Below are 18,145 nucleotides of genomic sequence, written 5' to 3' on the forward strand. Positions count from 1 at the left end.
TACCTGAAGAAACAAGGGCACGCCACGGCGTGTCCTTGTTGGTATTGGTCTTTGTATTCGGACTTCCCCGTCCAGGCTGGGCCGAGCAGCGCAGACGGAGGCGGAAGGTCGGGCCGCAGTTGTTTGAGCCGAAGGCGAGTTCTGCGGACCGCCGCCGGAGTCGAGCAGCGCAGGTTGCCCCGTAGCGCAGCGCAGGGGACCCAGACTGCGGGTCGCCTTTTCTTTGGTGACTTTCTTTTGGCGAAGCAAAAGAAAGTTACTTGCTGCCGGGCAACCCCCGGCCAGCAGTTCTTATCAAAAAGCGCCACGCTGGAGCAAAACCCGGCCTGCAGTACTGACAGTCAGCAGGAGCAAAAATGCTGACCCGTCTCAAAACCCTTCCCCGCGACGCCCGCGACACCCTGTTCCTGTTGCTGGTCATTGCCTGGGTATTGCTGCCCCAGGTGGGCAACCTGCCGCTGTGGTGCAGCACCTTGGCCGGCACCGTGCTGATCTGGCGCGGCTGGCTCGCCGTGGAGGCCCGTCCGCTGCCAGGCAAATGGTGGCTGCTGGCGCTTCTGGCCCTCACCATTGGCGCCACGCTGATGACGCACAGGACCCTGCTGGGCCGTGATGCGGGCGTGACCATGCTGGTAGTGCTTCTGACGCTCAAGACTCTGGAACTGCGGGCCCGCCGCGACGCCTTCGTGGTGTTTTTTCTCGGCTTCTTCTGCATGTTGAGCAACTTCTTTTATTCGCAATCCCTGCTCACTGCCTTCAGCATGCTGCTGGGGCTGATGGGTTTGTTGACCGTGCTGGTCAACGCCCATTTGCCGGTGGGCAAACCGCCGCTGCTGCAAAGCGCCAAAACAGCCGGCTGGATGGCCCTGCTGGGCGCGCCCATCATGCTGGTGCTGTTTTTGCTGTTTCCGCGCATAGCCCCCTTGTGGGGAGTTCCGGCTGATGCCATGACTGGCCGCAGCGGCCTGAGTTCCAGCATGCAGGTGGGCAACATCGCGACCCTCGCGCTGGACGACAGCGTGGCCATGCGCATCCGGTTTGAGGGCGGCAAACCACCACCTCAACAAGACCTGTATTTCCGGGGACCCGTGCTCACAAATTTCGACGGTCGCAACTGGCAGCCCCTGCGAGCATTCCTGCCCTCACGTTTTGCCTTGCCAGCCAACCTTGAGGTGGCCGGTGCGCCAGTCAACTATGAGGTGACCCTGGCACCCAACAACCATCCATGGATCTTCGTGATGGAGGCAGCCACGCAAACTCCGGACTTGCCAGGTTTTCGCAGCAGCATGGACCCCGACCTCCAGTGGTTCACCAACCGGCCGATCACAGACCTGGTGCGCTACAAGGCCCAGAGTTACCCGATCTTCCGGCACGGGCCGCGCCAGCAGGTGATCGGTTTGCAGGAATATGTGGCCCTGCCACCGGGTTTTAACCCACGCACATTAGCGCTGGCAGCCGAGATCCGCCGCGACCCGCGTTACACAACGGCCAATACCCGCACGCTGGTGCAGGTGGCACTGGAGCGGCTGCGCACCGGAGGCTATGTCTACACGCTGGAGCCCGGCGTATATGGCCAGCACACCGCCGACGAATTCTGGTTTGACCGCAAGGAAGGTTTTTGCGAACACATCGCCTCGGCCTTTGTCGTCCTGATGCGTGCCCTCGACATTCCGGCGCGCATCGTCACCGGCTATCAGGGCGGCGAGGCCAATAACATTGACGGCTATTGGGTGGTGCGGCAGAGCGACGCGCATGCCTGGGCCGAAGTCTGGCAGGCCGGGGAAGGCTGGGTGCGCGTAGACCCGACTTCGGCGGTGGCACCGGGACGCACAGGCGCCTTCCAGCGGCTGGCGGCACCGCAAGGCGTGGTGGCACAGGCCCTGGGTAATTTCAGCCCGACCCTGACGGCACAGCTGCGCGCTACCTGGGAGGCCGTGAACAACGGCTGGAACCAGTGGGTGCTGAACTACACCCAGGGCAAGCAACTCAACTTCCTGAAAGATATAGGTTTTGAATCCCCCAGCTGGGAGGACCTGAGTTACGTGCTGATCGCCATTGTGGTGCTGGCCGCCCTGGTAGGCGCAGCCTGGACACTGTGGGACCGTGCACAGCACGACCCCTGGCTGCGCCTGCTGGCACGGGTGCGCAAGCGGCTGGACAAAGCCGGCATTCACAGCACGCCTGCCACCTCACCCCGCCAGCTGGCGCTGGAAGTGATACGCCGTTACGGCCAGCAGGGGCAGGCCTTGCATGATTCGCTGATGCGGCTCGAGCATCTGCGCTACGCGGCCATGCCCCCAAGCGGCGACAAGAAGCAGCTTCATGCCCTCAGGCAGGAGTTCGATCGGCTCGCCTGGCCCGCTTAAAATCGGGGCCAGTCCTCCCCGCTCACGCTCCCGTCATCCGTCATCCTTTTCCCATTCATGCGCCTTCATCGCTTCGGATTCGCTCTCTTTTTGATAGCTGCTTGTGCAGGTTTGGCTTGGCCTGGTGAGGTAAACGATATCAAAAAGCGGGTGGCTGCCAAATCGGGGCCCGCGCAAGGGCCGCTGTATTCGACCCGCCCAGAGGCCATGCAGTTTGCCAACGACATCGCCGCACGCCGTGACCTGGATCCTGATTGGGTGCGCGATGCAATTGGCCAGTCGCGCTACAACGCCACCGTGGTGCGGCTGATGCAGCCGCCGGCCAAAACCTTTGTCAAAAACTGGCGCGTTTACCGTAGCCGCTTCATCGATCCGGTGCGCATTGAAGCCGGCCGGCGCTTCTGGCTCGAAAACCGGCAAACCCTGGAGCGCGCCGAGAAGGAATACGGCGTGCCCGCCGAAATCATCGTCGGCATCATCGGCGTGGAAACCATCTACGGCCGCGACACCGGCAGTTTTCGCGTGATGGACGCGTTGACCACCCTGGCCTTCGATTTTCCCGCCAGTCATCCCCGCGCCAGGGAACGCAGCGAATTCTTCAAGGGTGAGATCGAGCAATTCCTGACGCTGCAAAGCCGGCGCGAAGCCAGCCCCTTCGATGCGCGCGGCAGCTTTGCCGGCGCCATGGGCATGCCGCAATTCATGCCGTCAAGCTGGAACAAGTACGCGGTGGACTTCGACGGCGACAGCAACATTGACCTGTGGGGCAGCCCCGCCGATGTCATCGGCTCGGTTGCCAGCTACTTCAGGGCGTTCAACTGGCAACCCGGCATGCCCACGCACTACCCCGTAAGCTTCGAAAAAAGCCGGCTCGACATGGATGCCCTGATGGCACCGGACATCCTGCCCACCTTCAGCGTGGAGAGCTTCACGGCCAAAGGCGCGGTACTGGAAGGACAGGCGCTGCAGCATACCGGGCCGCTCGCGCTGGTGGAGCTGCTCAACGGTCAGGACGCGCCGCAATACGTCGCCGGCACCGAGAACTTCTATGCCATCACCCGCTACAACTGGAGCAGCTACTACGCGATGGCGGTGATTGAGCTGGGGCGGGAAGTGGCGGCGCGGGTGAAGTAGTCCTGCATGCATCAGGCCAGGCGCGCAGCCGCCGGGGAATCAAGGCCGCTTGCCATGGTCAGACGAGGGCCAGCGATAGCCCAGCACCGCAGCCAGGGGGTAGGCGTTTTCACACACCTGATCCAGCTGATTGCCACCCAGCAAATACACGTTCGCCTCATCCGCGCGGAGAAAAAATCCGACATGGCCTTTCCAGCCACTGGGATCTTCGCGCGACAACACAGCAATACAGCCAGGCACAGGTTCGCTGAGCGGCTCGCCCCAGTCCAGCCATGACCGCGCTAATGCAGACCCCGTCCCCGGGATGCCGACCTGGGCCAAAGACCAATTGACAAACGAAGAGCACCAAGACGCCTTGTCGTCATAACCGTGAATGTTGGTGTGGGCGTGGTACTCAGTCACGCGGGGGTTGCTCTGGCCCACGGGGAAGGTGCGCACACCGGCTTCCGCAAAGGCGATGGGCATCCAGGGTGTTTGCATAGGAATCAAGGCTGGCTCACACCGTAAACTTGATCTCGTCTGCAAGCTGCGGAGTGACCCGGTGTCCAAAGCTCTGGATATTTGCCAGCGTGACCGTGTGATGGGTTGAAATCTGTGCTGCAGTGAGAACTCCGTTGTCCACGGTGGAGTGGCCATCCGAAACCAGGGTGACCGGGTAGCCGAGGGCGAGGGCACGCCGGGTCGTGGTGTCTACGCAAAAGTCACTTTGCATACCGCAGATGACCAGTTTTTTGATTCCACGCACCTGCAGCAGGTCCTGCAGTTCCGTGTTGTGGAACGAGTCGCTCGCTTTCTTCCGGAGACGGATATCGGTTGGCTGGGTGTCCAGGCCATCGGCGAGTTGCCATCCCTCAGTCCCATATTCCAGCGGATCATTCGGCGCCTCGTGCTGGATCAGGACTACGGGGGCACCTGCGGCGCGGGCCTTGGCGGACACCTGGTTGATGCGGTCGATGACGCGCGGGCTTTCAAAAGTGCCACCCTCGCCGGAGCATAGGGCCTGCTGAACGTCGATGATAAGAAGGGCTGTTGTCGTCATGGGATTAAGGACTGATGTTGATGTGATGGAGGAAAGGGGGAATTCAGCTGCCGCAATTTTCAGCTTCGACCCGTGCTTGGTTTGCATCGCCGGAGCTACGCTGTTGCATCGCCTCCTGCCACAGCCTGGCGAGCTCCCCCGGGCGATCAGGGTGAGTGTCGTACACGGCAACGCCCGGCGGAATTACCACCCAGGAAAGCGCGCTTTTTGTCCAGAGGTGCGCGACAGGCTCAAACTCCTGCGCGTTGTGCAGTGTGCCGGGCAGCAGCGCCGCCATGGTCGGCTTGTCGGCCGGTTCCGCCCACAACCGGGTATCACAATCAACACATACTTTCGCCCTGCGCTGGCGCCCGTTTCCCATGTCAAACGTCAGGAGCTGCGGGCTTCCTTGCGTGACCTCCAGCGCCGAGCGGTCAACCCACATGGCCAGTCGCATGCTACTGCCGGAGCGTCGCTGGCAGTCTGTGCAATGACACGCGTAGAACGTCAGCGGATGCGCAGTCAGCTGGTACTGCACCTTTCCGCAAAGGCAACTGCCGGTCCATGGAGGTTTTGATTCCGGATAGCGCATTCTTAACCTGACGTTGAAATCAATCAGCGGCTAACAAGCATGCAAAGCAGGCTGGCCGAACACCCGTGACGCCGCGAATGCTGGGGACGGCAATGAATGCAATCGGTGTCGCTAATGGTCTCCTGGATTCCCGCCCAGGCACTGTTCTTCCAAATGGAAATTGCTTCCAGTTGATCAAGCTCCTTGTAGCTGGCCGAGCAGAGCAGATCATATCGCCCCCCTCGATGCACAGCGTAATGACCGGCTCCGTCATTGCATCCGCGCCATCCGAGGTGTTCAAGACCGGGCACTGCCACGTCTCATCTTCCACCTCCCCTTCCAGTCCCGCCTCCCAGGCCCACAACCAGATGGGATGGTCCTTGGCGTCCTGTAGCGAGATATCGTCCAGCGCCTTCGGTGCTCCAAATTCCAATTTCATGAATTTCGTTCTTGTGGGCAGGTGTTTGACATAAGTGGTTGAGCTTCAGGCCGGTTGACTCTTGGAGGTGTACTTCAGGCGTGACGGATTCCAGAAGGCAAACTGGCTCCCGTTTCTTGCAATCTCCAGCGCGGGTGCTCCCCCTAAATCTTCCATGACTTCCGACACCTCGCTCTCGTCACCCAGATCGTCGAACTCGACGGCAAACGCTCTCTCGACCACGTCTTCATAGTGCTTCATGGTGTTCTCCATTGCAACTTCTTCAGCGATCGGGCCTGCAATACGATGCGTGTGGATGTCCTGGTCTATTGCAAACGTTTTGATGCGCCAGGTCTCGTTTTCAGAGAACCACCACTGAACCGTATCGAAGTGATCACCTTCAGCATCCTGTTCAACGTTGCCGGCATAGGAGCTTTGAACCGTGAGCTGGAAGACAAGCAGTTTGTTCATGATGGTCCAATATTCAGTAAACACAGGCCACCGATGGTGGCTGAAATGATCGACGTGAAGGGAACGGGAGTTCGATCATACGGAATGCCCAGGAGGACCCGCAAGCAGGCGGACCTTGCAGGCATTGCCAGAAGTTTCGCGATCGTCAAGGTGAAGCATATGCGCGTTACGGAACTCAACGTTGGCGTTATGCGGCGAGCGCATCCTCAGCTCACATTTCCCAGTTGAACCTGCCGGTAACGGCGCGATTCGACAACTTCAAGACACCTTCGCTACCGCGGACTGACAGTTCGAAGTCTGGCGGTAGCTTGCTGTCTCCAGGATTCTTGTAGCGAACGAGCAGGAGTTTTGCCTTTGTATCAAATGCCATAACAACCAGATGCGGCGGTCGAAGCATCGGATTCGAGCCAGCCTCAAGCGCGGCAAACGATACACCAGCCAGAACGGGACGCTCCTGCTGCCCGACCTCGAAGTCCAGAACATAGCCGGCACTTTCGAACGACAAAGAGCCGGTGGCGTGTGCGCCACCGCTTGCAGCGATAGCGAGTACGGCGATGGCAAAAGCAGGACGCATACGGTCAATCTTTGGCTGGGGTAGCGGCTGCAGGCAGGCAAAGCCCCCCGCAAGACGCTCGCTCGGAGGAAGAGTCAGGCCGCATTTGCAAGCCGTGACGGTGGGAGTTCAAGGGCCAGGTACCTGGTACCGGGAACAGGATTGAAGGTAACGGGCGCGGAAGATTGAAAACCCAGGGATTCGTAGATGCGCTGTGCGGCGGCGAACTCAGGCAGGACATCAAGGCAGATGCGGGAGTAGCCCGCAGCCCGCGCTTCATCAAGGATTCGTTCAATGAGCCGGCGGCCAAGGTTTTCACCTCTCGCATCCGGCTGTACGTAGACGCGCTTCATTTCACAGGTGGTTCCGTCAACGCGGCGAAGCGCGGCACAGCCTACGACACGTGGCCCTTTCCACGCGAGAAGCAGCCGGCCTTCAGGTGCCGCGTACTTTCCGGGTAACGCAGCGAATTCCGCCTCGTAATTCTGGAAAGCAAGACTGACGCTCGGGCTGGCGACGTATTCCCGAAGGATGGCGATAACACGTTCAAGATCGTCGGGAAAGGTCGCAGGCCTGATTTCGGTCATGGCGAAAGCGTACCGCATCTCGCGCCGAAGCACACGCCTTCTGGCAACTCTCGATGGGATCTCAGGTCTCGCGAGAACGGTGTATCAACTCCGCCTTGTCCTTCACCAGGCTTGCCGAGCGCCCCGTTTCAAGAAAGACCTTCAGGTCACACAAGACAATGCTGAATCCCTCGGTAGCGTTGACCACCTGATCCGTACCGCCGTCGCTTTCAAAGCCCCGGACTTCAACACTGGCGACAGTGGAGCCTTTCTCCTCGAGGAACTTCATGTCGACGTCAAGCCCGCCTTCAGACCAGGAGAACGCAATGTGGTGCGGCGCATCGAATGCGGTAACGTGCACACCTTCGGTCGCGCCGGGGACCATGAATTGCCACTCGACCTGGGCGCCCTGCGCGAGCGGGCCGGTGGTGCCTTTCAGCCAGAACTTTGTGATGAGATCAGGTTGTACAAACGCGTTGAACACCTCTGCAGCGGAACGTCGAATGAGCATCTTCGACCGGGCAACTAACTCAGCCATGGGAGCCTCCTTCAAGGAATATGCGGGGGTGCGCGGGTGGCAGCAAACCAATCCGCACATACGGTTGCGCGCTACCCGACTTACCGAAATGTATGCCGCTTGAACCTGCGGCATAAGCCTGCGCTTGCAACTGCTGTAACGGCCGGATAACGCATCCGATGTCCGGAAGCGCTTGCGATGCGCCGACCGCTTCCTGCCATTCGCAATGGATGGCACCCTCACGCTCAATGCTGTCAATTGAATAGTTTCTTGCGCCCGTCTCCATTGGGGAAAGTCCACTTTTTGGCCTGAAAAAGACCACTTCGGGGTAGCCGCCGACCTCTTTTGTGTGTGCGCCCGGCCATTAGAGGGCTTTGAATAGCCTTCTCAGGCAGTTTTCGCCTGTTTTTATGAGCCATTTGGGCCTGCAGTCCAATAAATTGGGCGCTGGCAGCTATTGAATTGATAGCGCCAGAAGGGATCAGGCAGGCTAAGGCCTGTACGGATCCGCCATCACGCCATGCGGACTCACACCGGCTGAATCGTGATCTCCACCGTCATCGATTCTTCCCCGCCACCCTGCCGCACGCCCTTGATCGGCGGGCAGGCGTTGTAGTCGGTGCCCATGGCCAGGCGCACATGGCGCTGGTCGATCAGGCAACTGTGGGTGACGTCGATGCTGACCCAGCGGCGGGTGGCCACATCCAGGCATACGTCGCACCAGGCGTGGCTGGCAAGATCGGGCTCGTTGGCAGCATAGAAATAGCCGCTGACATAGCGCGCGGGGTAGCCCAGACTGCGGCAGATCGCGACCATCACATGGGCCTGGTCCTGGCAGACGCCCGCGCCGGACTTGAAGGCTTCCAGCGCGGTCGTGGTCACGCTCGTGCTGTTTTTCAGGTAACTCACCGCACCCGCCACACCTTGGCTCAAGGCCAGCAGGGCCGGCAAACTTGCGGTGCCGTCAAGGCTTTGCGGGATAAAGCGGCGGCCGAATTCGGCGAGCTCCCAGTGCGGCTCGGCCAGGTGGGTGGCGCGCAGAAAGAAATACGGATGCGGCAGGGTTTCCGGATCGTTGAACTCGGCCACACCAAAGGTTTCCACGTCACCCGCCGCGTTGACCAGGCTCCAGCGCACGTTGTCTGCATCTTTGCCAACGAAGGTGTAGGAACTGATGGTGTTGCCAAAAGCGTCGCGCTGCGAAAAAAGCTTTTCAGGCGCGCCGAGGCTCCAGAAATGCACCGTCTGCGACGGGCTGGACTGCGGCGTGAGCCACAGCGTCTGCAGCGCATAGCGCAGCGGCTCGGTGTACCGGTAGTCGGTAATGTGCCTGACGTGCAGTTTCATCAAGCCCTCGCCATACGACGGCGCCAAACCCTTGCGGCGATGGAAACTGAAACGTCTTTCAAGTCGTGGCCGGCACCAAAAACTCGCGGCTGATGTGCGCGCCCAGCTCGTTGACCCGGTCCAGGAACTGCGTGAGGAAAGCGTGCAGGCCCGTTGCCAGGATTTCGTCGATGCGTGCGTACTGCAGGTCGGCGCGCAATTTGCCGGCACGCCGCTGGGTTTCGCTGCTGGTGTCGCTGGTCACCATGACAAGGTTGCTCATGACTTCGTTCAGGCAGGCCAGCAGGGAACGCGGCATGTCGGCGCGCAGGATCAGCAGCTCGGCCACACGCTCAGGTTTGATGACGTCGCGGTAGACCTTGCGGTAGACCTCAAAGCCTGAAACGCTGCGCAGGATGGCGCTCCAGTGGTAGAAGTCGTATTCCTGGTCCTTCTCGGCAGTCATGCCGAGGAAGTCGTTCTGCACGGCGTGAAACTTCACGTCCACCAGCCGCGCGGTATTGTCGGCGCGCTCCAGGAAGGTGCCCAGCCGCAGGAAGTGAAAGGCTTCGTCCTGCAGCATGGTGCCCAGCGTAACGCCGCGCGACAGGTGCGAACGGAACTTGACCCATTCAAAGAACTGGCCTGGGTCGCGCTCGAAGTCACCGCTGCGCAGCATACGGATGACTTCAAGGTAGGTCTGGTTTTGCGTTTCCCACACCTCGGTGGTCAGCGTTCCGCGCACGGCGCGGGCGTTTTCACGGGCATTCTGCAGGCAGGAAATGATGCTGGACGAATTTTTCTCGTCGCGCACCATGAAGTCCATGACCTCGCGGGGGTTGATGGTGTCACCGTACTTGGCCGCAAACGAGGGCTTGAGCTCGCTGATGCTGAGCAGGCCCTGCCAGCCGGCCTGCACCAGCGCATCGGATTGCGGCAGCAGCGAGGTCTGGTAGTTCACATCGAGCATGCGCGCGGTGTTTTCGGCGCGTTCGGTGTAACGCGACATCCAGAAAAGGTGGTCAGCGGTTCTAGACAACATGATTACGCTCCCCCCACTTTGGCCGATGACTGTGACTGCGATTGAAACTGTGAAGCAACCGGCGCTGACGGCCCCTCCAGAATCCAGGTGTCCTTGGTGCCGCCGCCTTGCGACGAGTTGACCACCAGCGAGCCATCTTTGAGCGCCACGCGCGTCAGGCCACCGGGCACCATCTGCACTTCCTTGCCGCTCAGCACAAAAGGCCGCAGGTCAATGTGGCGCGGTGCAATGCCGCTTTCCACATACGTGGGACAAGTCGACAGGCTGAGCGTGGGCTGGGCGATGTAGCCGGAGGGGTTGGCCAGCAGGGCTGCACGGAATTCCTCGATTTCGGCCTTGGTGGAAGCTGGCCCCACCAGCATGCCGTAGCCGCCGGCGCCGTGCACCTCCTTGACGACCAGGTCTTTCAGGTTGGCCAGGGTGTACTGCAGGTCATCGTTGTTGCGGCACATGTAAGTCGGCACGTTTTTCAGGATGGGCTTTTCGCCGAGGTAGAACTCGATCATCTTGGGCACGTAGGGGTAGATCGACTTGTCGTCTGCCACGCCGGTGCCGATGGCGTTGCACAGCGAGACATTGCCGCTGCGGTAGACATTGAGCAGGCCCGCGCACCCCAGGGTGGAATTGGGGCGGAAGGCCAGCGGGTCCAGGAAGTCGTCGTCCACGCGGCGGTAGATCACGTCGACGCGTTTGGGGCCGCGCGTGGTGCGCATGTAAACGAAGTTATCCTTGACGAACAGGTCCTGCCCTTCGACCAGCTCCACGCCCATCTGCTGCGCCAGGAAGGCGTGTTCAAAGTAAGCCGAGTTGTACATGCCGGGCGTCAGCACCACCACCGTGGGTTCGGCCGTGGCTGGCGGCGCCATGCCGCGCAGGGTTTCGAGCAACAGGTCGGGATAGTGCGCCACGGGCGCAACCCGGTTTTCGCTGAAGAGTTCGGGGAAGAGCCGCATCATCATCTTGCGGTCCTCCAGCATGTAGCTCACACCGCTGGGCACACGCAGGTTGTCTTCAAGCACGTAGTACTCGCCGTTGCCCTGGGCGTCGGGCGCACGGACGATGTCGATGCCGCTGATATGCGAATAGATGTTGCCGGGTACATCAACGCCCATCATTTCGGGGCGGAACTGCGCGTTCTGGAAAATCTGTTCGGACGGCACCACGCCGGCCTTGATGATTTCCTGGCCGTGGTACACGTCGTGGATGAAGCGGTTGAGCGCGGTGACGCGCTGCACCAGGCCTTTTTCCATACTGGCCCATTCGTGGGCGGGGATGATGCGGGGAATCAGGTCAAAGGGAATCAGCCGTTCGGTGCCGGCGCCGTCTTCGTCCTTGGCGCCGTAGACGGCAAAAGTGATGCCGACGCGGCGGAAAATCATTTCAGCTTCGGCCCGGCGGGCCTGCATCACGTCGGCAGGCTGACGGGCCAGCCAACGCTGGTAACCCTGGTAATGCTCACGGACGCTGGACTCCGTGGCGTTCATTTCGTCGAACATCGGTCGGCTCATTGGCTTGATCTCCAGCAAGTTATGCGCATGGCAATTGTTTTAACGTAGCTTAGCAAGTTATGCGCCAAGGCGGTGCGTCCAACAACATTTTTAACGCCCCGGCACATGGTGCCAGTAACGCTTGCCCTGCTCCCGCTGGCACCGGACTTCATCCGGGTAGAGGCTTTGCCAGGTGGCAGCCCCACACTGCGGCGACTTCACCAGACGCACGCCGCGCTCCTCATAGCGGGCCACCACGGACTCCACCGGATGGCCAAAACGGTTCCGGTAACCGGACTGCACCACCGCCCACTGCGGCTTGACAGCATCGAGGAACACCGCACTGGAGGATGTTTTGCTGCCGTGGTGGGGTACCAGCAGAAAGTCGGCCTTGAGGCTGGCCGGAACGCCGGTTGCCAGCCGGAGCTCCTGCGGCGATTCGATGTCACCGACCAGCAGGGCTGTACGACTGCCAGGGAATCTGCTGCTGGAGATGCGCAGCACACAGCTCATGGCATTCGACTTGTTGGCAGCGTCGTAATCAGCGGCAGCGGGGTGCAGCACCTCAAATGCCACGCCGTCCCACTCCCACCGCTGGCCGGCCGTGCAGCGGATGGCCTTGCGCAGCGTTTGCAGCGGATGCGAATCCTCGATCGAACTCATCAGACCGGCTTCAGGCTGCATGGCCAACACGGCTTGCGCACCGCCGATGTGATCGATGTCGCGGTGGCTGATCATGAGCATGTCCAGCCGCTCACCCAACGCGCGCAGCAACGGCACCAGCACACGGTGGCCGGCGTCACTCTCGCGCGAAAAGCGCGGGCCGGCGTCATACAGCAGCGTATGGCTTGCCGTACGCACCAGCACCGCATTGCCCTGCCCGACGTCCGCGGCCAGCAGCTCGAACTGCCCGGGTGCCAGGCGGGCCGGTTGCCACAACAGCACGGGCAGCAACAGGGGAAGGCCCAACGCGCGAAAATAAAATGGCAGCCGCATGGCAAGCAAACTGCCGCCCACCACACCGGCCACTGCACACCACAGCGGCGCCGCAGCCACGCTGATGGAGGCCAGTGGCCAGCTGGCCAGCCATTGCAGAAACACCACCAGCCCGCCAACTACCCACGCCGCCAACGACCACACTTGGGCCCACGCTACGCCTAGCAAGGCCAGCGGCGTGATGACCAGCGTTACCACGGGAATGGCCACCGCATTGGCCAGCAGGCCTATCAATGAAACCTGGTTAAAAAGCAGCAAGGACAAAGGCGTCAGCGCCAACGTGACGACCCATTGCTCCCGCATAGCCCGGGCAACGCTGTCCAGCCATCCAGGCCGGTGCCACCAACGCTCATTTCTTCGCTGATTTTTTAGATCAAATCGGCCTGTAGCCCCTTCTCCATGGGCGCGAGCAGCTCCTGAATCTGTAGCAAACAAAACACTCACCGCGACAAAAGACAGCCAGAACCCGGCCTGCATCAACGCCCACGGGTCCAGCGCCACCACCACAACCATGGCCAGCAACCAGGTCTGCAGCCAGGGCCACTGTCTGCCGCCCTGCCGCAGCAGGATTACCGTGGCCAACATCCAGATGGTTCGCTGTGCGGGCACGCCCCAGCCGGAAAACAGCGCATACAGGGTGGCCAGAAGCAAACCGCCCAGCGCGCCCGCGCTGGCTGCGGGCAAGGCCAGACACAGCCGCGGCGTCAAACGTACAGACCTGCGCCAGAGCGAGCCGATAAGCAGTGACGCCGCCCAGGCAAACATGGTGATGTGGAGGCCTGAAATACTCATCAAGTGGGCAACACCCGTGGCGCGGAACACCTCCCAGTCGACGCGTTCGATGGCCGCCTGGTCGCCCACCACCAGCGCGGCAATCACGCCTGCAAGCTGCCGGTTTTCGATGCGCTGGAAAATTGCTTCGCGCACAGTTTGCCGGGCCTGCTCTATGGGGTATTGCCAGCTGCTGGAGAGTTTTGCCGGCGGTGCATCGCGCGGGCCGGCGCGCACGTAGCCGGTGGCTTGTATGCCCTGCTCCCATAGCCAGAGTTCGTAGTCAAAACCGAATGGATTGCTGTTGCCATGTGGCGCCTTGAGCCGCACCGTCATTTGCCAGCGTTCGCCGGCGCGCAGGGTCTGCGGCTGGCGCTGCAGGGCCAGCGCTATCTCAAACGGGTCGGCGTCCTGCGCCGCCGCGGCGGGCTCGCGCCCGGCAAAGCCCAAATACCAGCCCAGCATGATGTGCGGCGGCAAGGTGACCGTGCTGCCATTGGAGCGGGCAGATTCCACCGCCAAGCGAAAGCGCACGCCGTCTTCTCCGGGTTGCGGCATGGCCTGCACCTGGCCCACCACCTCAATGTCGCGGCCCTCCAGAGCCGGATTGAGCGCCGCAGACTGGAAGACGCCAGCACGCCAGCCTGTGAGACCCGCACCGAGCAAGGCAGCAAGGGCAAAGGCCGAAACCATCCCGCCCCACGAAGGGAAGCGCTGGCCATAAAACCACAGGTACAAGCCGGCCAAAGCACAGGCCAGCAGCACCATGACAGCGTAAATTTGCTGCGGCCACAAGGCAGGCTGCTGCAACTGCAAGGCAACGCCCGCGACAAAACCGGCAAACACCGGCCCCGGGCTTGCCGCATACAGCCGCACCCCGGCTGACCCGGCTGACCCGGCTGATACAGGTCGATTCAAACCCGCCTCCCCTTCTGAACTATTTTTTTATGCGTTCTCGCGCTTTGAGCTTAACGGAGTACCAGAAGAAGGCGAACAAAGTCTGCGTGGCGCAGCTCTTGCTTTCAGAAACATCACCAAATCCGGGTAAGCTGTTCATATGGTGTTTCTAGAGATCGCATGATGTGGCGGTCTGCTTTCAGCGTATTTTTGAGCATGTTTTGCTAACGGCGTATTGCATGCCAGTCATTTTTAAAGCGAGGTTGCCTTGTCCATCCACGTCGCCCTGAGCCACATCACCCATTACAAATATGACCGTCTGGTCAAACTCGGCCCCCAGGTCGTCCGCCTGCGGCCCGCGCCGCACAGCCGCACGCAGGTGCTGTCGTATTCGCTCAAGGTCGAGCCCGCCGGGCACTTCATCAACTGGCAGCAGGACCCGTTTGCCAATTACCAGGCACGGCTGGTGTTTCCCGAGCCGACGCGCGAGTTCAAGGTCACGGTGGACCTGGTCGTGGAAATGGCGGTGTTCAACCCGTTTGACTTCTTCCTGGAGCCCGCTGCCGAGGAATTCCCCTTCACCTACAACGCGTTGCAGGCCCGCGAACTGGCGCCTTACCTGGCCACCCAGCCTGCGACGCCGCTGCTCAAGCGTTACCTCGAAAAAATCGACCGCACGCCAAAACGCACCATCGACTTCCTGGTCGGCCTGAACCAGGGCCTGCAGTCCGACATCAAGTACTCCATCCGCATGGAGCCCGGTGTACAGACGCCCGAAGAGACCCTGCGCCTGGCTTGCGGCTCCTGCCGCGACACCGGCTGGCTGCTGGTGCAGCTGCTGCGCCATATGGGCCTGGCGGCGCGTTTTGTCTCGGGCTACCTGATACAGCTCAAAGCCGACGTCAAATCCATCGACGGCCCCAGCGGCGCAGAAGCCGACTTCACCGACCTGCACGCCTGGTGCGAAGTGTTCTTGCCCGGTGCCGGCTGGGTAGGCCTGGACCCAACCTCGGGCTTGATGGCCGGCGAAGGCCACATACCGCTGGCTTGCACGCCTGAGCCTTCGAGCGCCGCGCCGGTTGAGGGCGGCGTCGACAAATCCGAGGTCGAGTTCGAACACCACATGGCGGTGCAGCGCATCTACGAATCGCCGCGCGTGACCAAGCCCTATACCGAGGAACAATGGCAGGAGGTGCTGGCGCTCGGCGAAAAGGTCGACCAGGACCTGGCCGCCGGCGACGTGCGCCTGACCATGGGCGGCGAGCCGACTTTTGTGGCCACCACCGACCGCGACGCGGCCGAATGGAACATCGACGCCCTGGGCCCAACCAAGCGCGGCTATGCGACCGAACTCGTGCAAAAGCTGCGTGCCGAATACGGCGAAGGCGGTTTCCTACATTTCGGCCAGGGCAAGTGGTATCCGGGCGAGCAGCTGCCGCGATGGGCACTCAGCATTTTCTGGCGCAAGGACGGCCAGCCCATCTGGCAAAACCCGGACCTGTTTGCCGACGAACGCCAGCCCTGCAACTACACCAGCGCCGACGCGCAGCGCTTTGTGCAGACGCTGGCAGGCAAGCTGGGCCTGGCCACAACGTACATCACGCCGGGCTATGAAGACACCTGGTACTACTTGTGGCGCGAGCGCCGTCTGCCGGTCAATGTCGATCCGTTTGATTCGCGCCTGGACGATGCCATGGAGCGCGAACGCCTGCGCCGCGTCTTCATGCAAGGTCTTGATTCGGTGGTGGGCTATGTACTGCCGCTGCAGACCAAAGAGCAGCTCAAGCAAAGAAACGCAGGTGCCTCTCCCTCGCTGAGCGGGCCCAAATGGACCACCGGCCCGTGGTTCTTCCGCGACGAGCGCATGTACCTGATGCCCGGCGATTCGCCCATGGGTTATCGCCTGCCGCTGGATTCGGTGCCTTGGGTGTCCAAGACCGACTACCCCTACATGATCGAGGCCGATCCGTTCGCGCCACGCCAGGACCTGCCGGCCGCTTCCGCGCTGGCCGCGCGTTACAACGGCAGCTTCAGCGCGGCCCGTGGTGCCACGCCCGTCACCCCTTCCGCAGGGGGCAGCGCCAGTTCGCTGGCGCAATACATGGCGCGCTACATGACAGGCAACACCGCGCTGTCGCAGGCCAGCCGCATCCTTCAGTTCCGTCCGCTCGGCAACAACGGCACGAACGGCACTCACGGCGCGGATGGCAAGCCCGCCGCTGCTCCGGAGACAGCCGCACCCCAAGACGACCGCGCACCCAAGCCCTTTGAATCGGCCGCCTGGCTCACGCGCACCGCGCTCTGCGTCGAAGTGCGCGACCCGCAGCGCGCCAACGGCCCCAAGGACAAACCCAAGGCCGACCCCGACAGCAAGGCCAACAAATCAGGCCGCGGCGAGACCGGCGCGATCTACGTCTTCATGCCGCCCATGGAGCGGCTCGAGGACTACCTGGACCTGCTGGCCGCGGTGGAAGCCACGGCGCAATCGCTGGGCGTGCGCATCGTGCTCGAAGGCTACCCGCCACCGCGCGATCCGCGCCTGAAGATGCTGCAGGTCACACCCGACCCGGGTGTTATCGAGGTCAACATCCACCCGGCCTACAACTGGGGTGAGCTGGTGGAACACACCGAGTTCCTCTACCAGATCGCGCACGAAACGCGCCTGTCCGCCGAGAAGTTCATGACGGACGGACGGCACACCGGCACCGGCGGCGGCAATCACTTCGTGCTGGGCGGCGCCACGCCGGCCGACAGCCCCTTCCTGCGCAAGCCCGAGGTGCTCGGCAGCCTGATCGCCTATTGGCACAACCATCCATCGCTGAGCTACCTGTTCTCAGGCATGTTCATAGGTCCGACCAGCCAGGCGCCGCGTGTGGACGAAGCGCGCAACGACCAGCTCTACGAACTCGAGATCGCCTTGCGCGAAATCGAAAACAACCGCAAGAAGTATGGCGCCGACATGCCGCCCTGGCTTGTGGACCGCACCTTGCGCAACATCCTGGTCGACGTCACCGGCAATACGCACCGCAGCGAGTTCTGCATCGACAAGATGTATTCGCCCGACTCCGCCACTGGGCGCCTGGGCCTGCTGGAGCTGCGCGCCTTCGAGATGCCGCCGCATGCGCGCATGAGCATCGCGCAGCAGCTGCTGTTGCGCGCGCTGGTGGCGCGCTTCTGGAACAAGCCTTACCACGGCCGCGTCACGCGCTGGGGCACCGAGCTGCACGACCGCTTCCTGCTGCCGGGCTTTATCCGCATGGATTTTGAGGACGTGCTGACCGAGTTGCGCGAAGCCGGCTACGGCTTCGACATGGCCTGGTTTGAACCACATTTCGAGTTCCGGTTCCCACTGATCGGGCAGGTCAAAACCAACAGCATTGAGCTGACATTGCGCAGCGCGCTGGAACCCTGGCATGTAATGGGCGAAGAAGGCTCGGCCGGCGGCACGGTGCGTTATGTGGATTCGTCGCTCGAGCGCGTCGAAGTGCATGTGACGGGCCTGAACGACAACCGCTATGTGGTCACCGTCAACGGCCGGGCGCTGCCGCTGCAAAGCACGGGCCGCGTCGGCGAATACGTGGCGGGCGTGCGCTACAAGGCCTGGAACCCTCCTTCGGCCCTGCACCCGTCGATAGGCGTGCACGCACCGCTGACCTTCGACATTGTCGACACCTGGATGGAGCGCTCGCTGGGCGGCTGCCAATACCATGTGGCGCACCCAGGTGGGCGCAGCTACGACACGCTGCCGGTCAACTCGTACGAAGCTGAAAGCCGCCGCCTCACGCGCTTTTTCCGCATGGGCCACACGCCCGGCAAGATGCGCGTGGCGCCGGCGCAGCCAAGCAGGGAATTCCCCTTCACGCTTGATTTGCGCTGAATCCGTGCCGGCAGCCGCCTGGGGCCCGGAGGGCCCTCAGGCGACAATGCCCCCTTCCGTGCAGTCAAGGCCTGTCTTACGGCTGCAACATTTGCATGCACAAGCGGCATAAATAGCCATTTTGGCCGCGCATTC

At 61.8% G+C, this 18,145-nt stretch carries 15 protein-coding genes; 3 read left to right on the plus strand and 12 right to left on the minus strand.

Annotated features, from left to right (window positions below; genetic code table 11):
- Nucleotides 1-356: 356 nt before the first annotated feature.
- On the plus strand, nt 357-2,366 hold the full coding sequence (locus ACQ4MS_RS00715) for a transglutaminaseTgpA domain-containing protein (RefSeq protein ID WP_431097061.1): 2,010 nt from the start codon (nt 357-359) through the stop codon (nt 2,364-2,366).
- A 57-nt stretch (nt 2,367-2,423) separates the two neighbouring features.
- Nucleotides 2,424-3,500 (plus strand): lytic murein transglycosylase B, encoded by a 1,077-nt coding sequence (gene mltB / locus ACQ4MS_RS00720; RefSeq protein WP_431097063.1) that lies wholly within the window; start codon nt 2,424-2,426, stop codon nt 3,498-3,500.
- Nucleotides 3,501-3,539: 39 nt separating this feature from the next.
- Here the strand turns inward: mltB and ACQ4MS_RS00725 are convergent, their stop codons facing one another.
- The 12 genes from ACQ4MS_RS00725 to ACQ4MS_RS00780 form a co-directional block, all read right to left on the minus strand.
- On the minus strand, nt 3,540-3,980 hold the full coding sequence (locus ACQ4MS_RS00725; RefSeq protein ID WP_431097065.1) for a TIGR02594 family protein: 441 nt from the start codon (nt 3,978-3,980) through the stop codon (nt 3,540-3,542).
- A gap of 16 nt (nt 3,981-3,996) precedes the next feature.
- Nucleotides 3,997-4,539 carry a cysteine hydrolase family protein gene (locus tag ACQ4MS_RS00730; RefSeq protein WP_431097066.1) on the minus strand — a complete coding sequence of 181 codons (543 nt, stop codon included), beginning with the start codon at nt 4,537-4,539 and terminating at the stop codon, nt 3,997-3,999.
- Nucleotides 4,540-4,582: 43 nt separating this feature from the next.
- Nucleotides 4,583-5,110 carry a GFA family protein gene (locus ACQ4MS_RS00735; protein ID WP_431097067.1) on the minus strand — a complete coding sequence of 176 codons (528 nt, stop codon included), beginning with the start codon at nt 5,108-5,110 and terminating at the stop codon, nt 4,583-4,585.
- Nucleotides 5,111-5,129: 19 nt separating this feature from the next.
- Nucleotides 5,130-5,528, minus strand: coding sequence for a hypothetical protein (locus tag ACQ4MS_RS00740; RefSeq protein WP_431097068.1), 399 nt, complete (start codon nt 5,526-5,528; stop codon nt 5,130-5,132).
- A 45-nt stretch (nt 5,529-5,573) separates the two neighbouring features.
- Nucleotides 5,574-5,978, minus strand: coding sequence for a hypothetical protein (locus tag ACQ4MS_RS00745; protein ID WP_431097069.1), 405 nt, complete (start codon nt 5,976-5,978; stop codon nt 5,574-5,576).
- A 211-nt stretch (nt 5,979-6,189) separates the two neighbouring features.
- Nucleotides 6,190-6,552: a hypothetical protein gene (locus ACQ4MS_RS00750; protein WP_431097070.1), complete on the minus strand. Its 363-nt coding sequence runs from the start codon at nt 6,550-6,552 to the stop codon at nt 6,190-6,192.
- A gap of 74 nt (nt 6,553-6,626) precedes the next feature.
- Nucleotides 6,627-7,151 carry a GNAT family N-acetyltransferase gene (locus ACQ4MS_RS00755; protein ID WP_431097072.1) on the minus strand — a complete coding sequence of 175 codons (525 nt, stop codon included), beginning with the start codon at nt 7,149-7,151 and terminating at the stop codon, nt 6,627-6,629.
- 28 nt (nt 7,152-7,179) lie between these two features.
- Nucleotides 7,180-7,635 (minus strand): SRPBCC domain-containing protein, encoded by a 456-nt coding sequence (locus ACQ4MS_RS00760; RefSeq protein ID WP_431097074.1) that lies wholly within the window; start codon nt 7,633-7,635, stop codon nt 7,180-7,182.
- A 507-nt stretch (nt 7,636-8,142) separates the two neighbouring features.
- Nucleotides 8,143-8,961 carry a transglutaminase family protein gene (locus ACQ4MS_RS00765; protein WP_431097075.1) on the minus strand — a complete coding sequence of 273 codons (819 nt, stop codon included), beginning with the start codon at nt 8,959-8,961 and terminating at the stop codon, nt 8,143-8,145.
- Between the two features lie 58 nt (nt 8,962-9,019).
- Entirely contained in the window at nt 9,020-9,982 is a 963-nt protein-coding gene (locus ACQ4MS_RS00770; RefSeq protein ID WP_431097077.1) for an alpha-E domain-containing protein, read from the minus strand.
- A gap of 2 nt (nt 9,983-9,984) precedes the next feature.
- A complete protein-coding gene (locus ACQ4MS_RS00775) occupies nt 9,985-11,490 on the minus strand; it encodes a circularly permuted type 2 ATP-grasp protein (RefSeq protein WP_431097079.1) in 1,506 nt (501 codons plus the stop codon).
- 90 nt (nt 11,491-11,580) lie between these two features.
- Nucleotides 11,581-14,112 (minus strand): DNA internalization-related competence protein ComEC/Rec2, encoded by a 2,532-nt coding sequence (locus tag ACQ4MS_RS00780; protein ID WP_431099650.1) that lies wholly within the window; start codon nt 14,110-14,112, stop codon nt 11,581-11,583.
- 289 nt (nt 14,113-14,401) lie between these two features.
- Between ACQ4MS_RS00780 and ACQ4MS_RS00785 the strand changes: the two genes are divergently transcribed.
- Nucleotides 14,402-18,010, plus strand: a complete 3,609-nt coding sequence (locus tag ACQ4MS_RS00785) for a DUF2126 domain-containing protein (RefSeq protein ID WP_431097080.1) — start codon at nt 14,402-14,404, stop codon at nt 18,008-18,010.
- Nucleotides 18,011-18,145: the final 135 nt, after the last annotated feature.

This window comes from Polaromonas aquatica, from assembly GCF_050626995.1.
Taxonomy (GTDB): Bacteria; Pseudomonadota; Gammaproteobacteria; order Burkholderiales; family Burkholderiaceae_C; genus Polaromonas; species Polaromonas aquatica_A.

Excerpts from the sequence above, each read along its gene's own strand:
- ACQ4MS_RS00715 (WP_431097061.1), top strand. The coding sequence starts at position 357 with ATGCTGACCCGTCTCAAAACCCTTCCCCGCGACGCCCGCGACACCCTG.
- mltB (WP_431097063.1), top strand. The coding sequence starts at position 2,424 with ATGCGCCTTCATCGCTTCGGATTCGCTCTCTTTTTGATAGCTGCTTGT.
- ACQ4MS_RS00725 (WP_431097065.1), bottom strand. The coding sequence starts at position 3,980 with ATGCAAACACCCTGGATGCCCATCGCCTTTGCGGAAGCCGGTGTGCGC.
- ACQ4MS_RS00730 (WP_431097066.1), bottom strand. The coding sequence starts at position 4,539 with ATGACGACAACAGCCCTTCTTATCATCGACGTTCAGCAGGCCCTATGC.
- ACQ4MS_RS00735 (WP_431097067.1), bottom strand. The coding sequence starts at position 5,110 with ATGCGCTATCCGGAATCAAAACCTCCATGGACCGGCAGTTGCCTTTGC.
- ACQ4MS_RS00740 (WP_431097068.1), bottom strand. The coding sequence starts at position 5,528 with ATGAAATTGGAATTTGGAGCACCGAAGGCGCTGGACGATATCTCGCTA.
- ACQ4MS_RS00745 (WP_431097069.1), bottom strand. The coding sequence starts at position 5,978 with ATGAACAAACTGCTTGTCTTCCAGCTCACGGTTCAAAGCTCCTATGCC.
- ACQ4MS_RS00750 (WP_431097070.1), bottom strand. The coding sequence starts at position 6,552 with ATGCGTCCTGCTTTTGCCATCGCCGTACTCGCTATCGCTGCAAGCGGT.
- ACQ4MS_RS00760 (WP_431097074.1), bottom strand. The coding sequence starts at position 7,635 with ATGGCTGAGTTAGTTGCCCGGTCGAAGATGCTCATTCGACGTTCCGCT.
- ACQ4MS_RS00765 (WP_431097075.1), bottom strand. The coding sequence starts at position 8,961 with ATGAAACTGCACGTCAGGCACATTACCGACTACCGGTACACCGAGCCG.
- ACQ4MS_RS00770 (WP_431097077.1), bottom strand. The coding sequence starts at position 9,982 with ATGTTGTCTAGAACCGCTGACCACCTTTTCTGGATGTCGCGTTACACC.
- ACQ4MS_RS00775 (WP_431097079.1), bottom strand. The coding sequence starts at position 11,490 with ATGAGCCGACCGATGTTCGACGAAATGAACGCCACGGAGTCCAGCGTC.